General features: G+C 53.0%; 4 protein-coding genes. 3 read left to right on the forward strand and 1 reads right to left on the reverse strand.

The annotated features are described in order from the left end of the window. Positions 1 to 814 (reverse strand): BACON domain-containing protein (locus ACYX34_RS07500; RefSeq protein ID WP_462075934.1); only part of this gene is annotated, 814 nt, incomplete at its 3' end. Positions 815 to 1,615: 801 nt separating this feature from the next. Between ACYX34_RS07500 and ACYX34_RS07505 the strand changes: the two genes are divergently transcribed. The 3 genes from ACYX34_RS07505 to ACYX34_RS07515 all read left to right on the forward strand — a co-directional run. Further along, entirely contained in the window at positions 1,616 to 2,911 is a 1,296-nt protein-coding gene (locus tag ACYX34_RS07505; RefSeq protein WP_462075935.1) for a nucleotide sugar dehydrogenase, read from the forward strand. 215 nt (positions 2,912 to 3,126) lie between these two features. Continuing rightward, positions 3,127 to 5,469, forward strand: a complete 2,343-nt coding sequence (locus tag ACYX34_RS07510) for a secretin N-terminal domain-containing protein (RefSeq protein ID WP_462075936.1) — start codon at positions 3,127 to 3,129, stop codon at positions 5,467 to 5,469. Then, a partial coding sequence (locus ACYX34_RS07515; RefSeq protein WP_462075937.1) for a type II secretion system protein occupies positions 5,466 to 5,923 on the forward strand: 458 nt, incomplete at its 3' end. The genes ACYX34_RS07510 and ACYX34_RS07515, both read left to right, overlap by 4 nt.

Here is a 5,923-nt window from a genome sequence, read left to right on the forward strand (position 1 = left end):
GTGGCGGCGTCACGATGAGGGTGACGGGGATCGACATGGGCTGGGCGCCGGGGGCGCTGAGGGTAATACTGCCGGTATACGTGCCGGCGCCAAGTGAGCCCAGGACGGGGGTAAGGGTCACGGTGCCGTTACCGGTGCCGGTTGTCGCCGAGAGCGTGAGCCAGGCGGCATTGTCCGTTGCGGTCCAGTGGAGCGTGCCCCCGCCAGTATTGCGGATGCTCAGCGATTGAGGGGCCGGGTTGCCTCCGTTCTGTTGAGCGGTAAACGACAAACTGGAGGAACTGACACCAATGGCTGGCGGGAGGGCCGGTGGTGGCGTCACGATAAAGGTGACGGGGATCGACACGGGCTGGGCGCCGGGGGCGCTGAGGGTAATACTGCCGGTATACGTGCCGGCGCCAAGTGAGCCCAGGACGGGGGTAAGGGTCACGGTGCCGTTACCGGTGCCTGAAGCAGGGCTTAGGGCCAGCCACGCTGCAGTCGTTGTGGCATTCCAGGTTAATGTTCCCCCACCTTGGTTGCTGACGGTCAGGGTTTGTGGAGGAGGCGGTGCATCTCCCTGCTGAATACTAAAGGAAAAACCAGGAGAGTTGAGTCCTATGGCCGGTACTAGATTGGATGGTGTGACAAGCTGTCTCAGTGCCGGCATTCCGGACAACAGTCTCGACTTGGGTGTGGGGGATGCTGTGGGGAGAGAGGTATCCTCTGCTGCCGCGGAGGCAAAATGAATTGATACAACCATCGGTTCGAATAGGATGGGAGCCAGGCAGAACCCAATGGGGAATAACAACAAGTGCCGGATATTCTGGCGCATTGCTTGGATCCTCCTTGCGAGTCCATCGCGAAGCGAACGATTCACAACGAGGCGGGATTGGGAGCAAGTCGAGTGCCGTGTTTATTATGGAGAGATAGGCTTAGTGGGGTTGTCGCATGGATTGAAAGGATTTTCAGGTGCTTGAACGAAGATACTGGTTCATGTCTGTGCGATGTGGTACGTAACTCTACCGGGACAATGAAAAGGCGTGACTCGCACAATTGTACAGATGATGAAATGGTTTAGGTATAGCGTGTAACACTGTAAGATGTCGGGGAGTTACTGGAAAGTTTCTGCTTGTCATGTTCGGATCGTGTTGATATATCTAAAAAAGGTTTGATGAGTGTTGAGTTTCAGACAACGATCACCCCGATTCCAGGTGTTTGGTGTACGAATAATCGATAATGGACAATATCCGTTACGATGGTTTAGGTAAGTCGATTTAAGTCGCTCGAACCGAATGACTTCCTTCCCGACCAAGGAAACGAGTATTGAGGGATTCACCTACGGCGCAGTTCAAAGCTGACGATTCAAGACGTCGATGACCAATGTGTATGGGTATCCGGCTTTGAGGGTTCAATCGCAAGGAGGGAATCCGGGATCATTCAGACTGTCTGTTAAGGCGGCTACCCCCAATATTGGGGTTGCAGTTTGGGATAGGTCGTGTCAGGGCGGAGGCTGCGGGGGCGACGAGAGGCTGTCTCTATGAAAGACCATCCAGTTCTTGACGATCCGGAGGCGTTCTGCCATTGTTATCATGATTTCCATTGTGACTGAGGTTTGGGAGAGCGTGAGAAGAATATGAACAAGCGACAAGCACGATCTATTGCAGTTGTTGGGCTGGGCTACGTCGGCCTTCCGATCGCTGTGGCGTTTGGAAAAATCGGCCAGGTTGTTGGGTTTGATATCAACAAGAAAAAGATCGAGGAATTACAGAATGGCATTGATCGGACTGGCGAAGTGTCGAAAGAGGATCTCGGCATTACTCAGGTGCGGTATACCTCAGAGCCAGCCGATCTGAAAGTCGCGAACTTCATCATTGTCGCCGTGCCTACTCCGATCAACGACGCGTTGCAGCCAGATCTGACGGCGTTGCAGAAGGCCTCTGAGTTGATTGGTCGAAACTTGTCTGCAGGGAGCATCGTGGTGTACGAGTCAACCGTCTATCCAGGTGCAACAGAAGAAGTCTGCTTGCCTATTTTAGAAAAGGCATCGGGCATGAAAGCCGGGATTGATTTTAAATTAGGGTATTCGCCGGAGCGAATCAATCCGGGAGATAAAGAGCACACGCTTGAAAAGATTATGAAGGTCGTATCGGCACAAGATCAGGACTCGCTGGACATTGTGGCGGACACCTATGCACTCGTCGTCAAAGCGGGTATTCATCGGGCATCGGGTATCAAAGTCGCTGAAGCGGCCAAGGTGATTGAAAACACTCAGCGAGACTTGAATATTGCATTGATGAATGAGCTGTCGCTGATCTTTCATCGACTGGGCATCGATACCAAATCGGTTCTTGAAGCCGCGGGGACAAAGTGGAACTTTCTGAAGTTTTCTCCCGGTCTTGTCGGTGGTCATTGTATTGGTGTGGATCCATACTATCTGACCTCAAAAGCGGAGTCAGTGGGATATCATCCGGACGTCATTCTTGCCGGTCGTCGTATCAACAACGGGATGGGAAAGTTTGTGGCCGAACAGACCATGAAATTGCTCAGCCAGCTGTCGCGCCCGGCGAATGAATTGCGAGTAGGGGTGCTTGGATTGACGTTCAAAGAAAATGTGCCGGATCTCCGTAATAGCAAGGTGCCCGATATCATCCGTGAACTTCATGAATATGGCGTGCAGGTGCTGGTCCATGATCCGATTGCCGAAGAGGAAGAGGCGACGGCAGAGTACGGTATTCATTTGGTTCGGTGGGATGCGATGCGGGATCTTGATGGGCTGATCGTTGCCGTCGCGCATACACGATTCTCTGATATGGGCCTCACGGACTTGCTGCGGCTGCTTCGCAGTCGGGAGCACGGTGTTCTGATCGATGTGAAGAGCATTCTTGATCCGGTCAAAATCCCTCCCTCTCTGAAATACTGGCGATTGTAACTGCTGGTCACGGCGACCGACGATCCGGTAATCCTATGGGGATCCACGGAATTTCCTGATTGCCCTCGGTTGGAACAGATCGTTCATCCGGTTCCGCCCTTCTTCAACTTCTGGCCTTTTCCTTTGAGCCCGTTTTAATCCGTAGTATAAGAAATTGATGGTGGGTGAGGGCACCCTTCATTTCCACCCAATTCATCCCATATGAGCGAGGTGTTGTGACTCGTCGTTGGAATGCCTGTCTGTATTCTCAGCTCGTATGCAAGGTGCTGGGTTTTGGCGTCTTGTGGATCACGGGCTGTTCGCTCTTTGTCTCGCCTGAGGTCAAGCGTGGAGATCAGCACCTAGCTTCAGAGCGATGGGAAGAGGCGAGTCTTGCCTACAAGCAGGCATTGAAGGACGATCCGTTTAATAGCGCTCTTCAAGGCAAATATGCGTTGGCTCGCGAACGTACTGCGGCGATGCATGCTGAACGGGGCCATGCGCTACTCAAGGAAAAGCACGTTGATCTCGCGCTTGAAGAATTCAAGCGCGCCCTTGCGATCGAACCCTCGAGAGCCGAGTATCAGGCGGGATTTCAGGACACGACTCGCATGAAAGAGTCCCGGTCTCAGTATCACGAGGCTGAGCGTTTGGCCAAACTTGGGCGAAATGAGGAAGCCCTGGATAGATTTGCACGAGCTGCGGAGCTCGACCCCGCTTACCAAGAGCCGTTAGAGAGCATCAGTCGTCTCACCGAAGAACAACAAGCCCGGACGAGGGTCGAACGTTCGAGGCAGCCCATCACGCTGAAGTTTAAGAATGCCGGGATCAAGGAAGTGTTGGAAGGTGTGGCAAAGGCGGGTGGGTTCACCCTCGTGTTCGATAAGGATGTTCGGAACGACCCGATATCGATCTCCGTTCAGGAGACACCGTTCGAAGATGCCTTGCAGTTGATTCTCAATAGTAACAGCTTATTTTCCAGGCAGGTGGCGCCGACAGTGTTGGTGATCAGCCCTGATACCAAGCAGAAGCAAGAGCAGTATCAGGATCTGATGATCAGGACCTTCTATCTGTCGACGGCCAAGGCTAAGGATATGGTGTTGCTACTCAAAAGCATGTTGGATTCAAAACGGATGCATGCCAATGAACAGCTGAATGCCATTGTCATTCGTGATCAGCCAGAGAAGTTGGAGCTTGCCGAGAAGATTATTCTGGCCAATGACCGATCCGAACCCGAGGTGGTATTTGACCTGGAGGTGCTGGAGGTTGATCGAACAAAGAAGCAGAATCTCGGACTCAATTATCCGAAGCAAGCGAGTGCTGGGCTGGTTGCTTCCGCATTCAGCGGAACATTGGGAATAGATGCAGCGCTGATGACGTACCGCCAATTGGCGGACTTGGGACCCGGTAACTATCTCTTCAAGATGCCGACCACCGTGTCGCTGGATTTCTTGAAGCAACAATCCGATGTCAAGACGCTCGCCTCACCGAAGGTCCGCGTCATGAACAACAAGAAGGCAGAGATCAATATCGGGGATAAGCAACCGATTCTTCTGTCAACCACCAATGTGTTGCCTGGACAAGCTACGACCGGAGCCGTCCCGACGACGTCGACGGTCACCTCGATTGAGTTTCGAGATACGGGCGTCAAGCTGACCGTTGAGCCTTCAATTCGACTTGGTAACGAATTGTCACTGAAGATGAAAGTCGAAGTGGTTCGAGTCGGAGAAAAGGAAACACTTCAGGGGTCTCCGCTTATTCAGCAATTCAAGTTCGGCAATCGTTCTGCAGAAACGACGCTGAATATGCGGGATGGAGAGACGATCGTGCTCGGGGGATTGCTGCAGGAAGAAGACAAGCGAACACGAGTGAGTGTGCCCTGGATTGGCGATTGGCCTTTTATCGGAAACTTAGTGAGCTCATTTGAAATACAACGCGTCACGACCGAAGTAATTCTCACCATCACTCCCCATATTGCGCAACCGACGCTTCCGGTCGGCTCGCGTAATCAAGCCTTTTGGTCTGGTACCGAATTTAATTATGCGACCCGTCCAGTCTTTTCCGGCTCATCCCCCAAGCTGCCGACTTTGATGGGGGGCGATGCTGAGAAAACCATTCTTAGGGATACAGCGATGGAGAAGAGAGCTGGACAGCAGAACGGGGGGCGATCGCTAGCCCAGTTGGCAACTCCTGGCCCTCAGTTGGCTATCAAGCCCGAGGACTCGATTGTCCAATTCGGTAAAGAAGTGACCCTCTCTATCGTGGATGGTCAACTCCGCTCATCCGGCGAGAGCGCATTTAGGATGGAATACGACCCCAGTATCTTGCAGTTTAAGCGATTGGACGATGCAGAGTTAACTGGGAACGGTGAAGTTTCCAGGGACAGCAGTGAAAGTGAGCCTGGTACCATTCTGTTCCATTTGGCTCGTCCTGCTGGACGAGCACCACGGACTGTGGGGGTCACCTTCCTCGCAAAGGCACCTGGAGTCTCCCCAGTTCGCGTGGAACTGTTGGATTCGGGTAGTGCAGTGGAGGCATCACATGGAGTCGTGGGGGCAGGAGTGGTGCGGGTCCGGTGAGGGAAGATGGGCTCACATTGGTTGAGATGCTCGTCGCCATGACGATTATTGCCATTCTGGCGTCGGTGGCAATGCCACTGAGCAAGGTCTCGACCAAGCGAACGCAGGAAATTGAATTGCGTCAACAGCTTCGAATAATCCGAAGTGCCATTGACTCGTTTAAGTTGGAATGGAACCGTGATGGGGATGTGTTGCTGGGACCTGCTTGTGTGAAAAATAGGTTGGTGTGTAAGGAAGTTTCAGGTCAGTACGGCTATCCCAAGACCCTTGAGACGTTGTTGGGAGTCAAGCTGACGGGGGAAGAGGCCACTGTTCGGGGTACGACGATGAGACGGTACTTGCGGAGCCTGCCGCTTGATCCGTTGACCGGGAAGGCGAACTGGCTGTTGCGCTGTTACAAGGATCAGCCCAAGCCAATCAGTTGGTGTGGGGAAGATGTCTATGATGTCATGAC

This window comes from Nitrospira sp. CMX1, assembly GCF_054902215.1.

What these genes read in the sequence shown, in the direction of transcription:
- ACYX34_RS07505 (WP_462075935.1), top strand. Translation starts at nt 1,616, where the DNA reads ATGAACAAGCGACAAGCACGATCTATTGCAGTTGTTGGGCTGGGCTAC.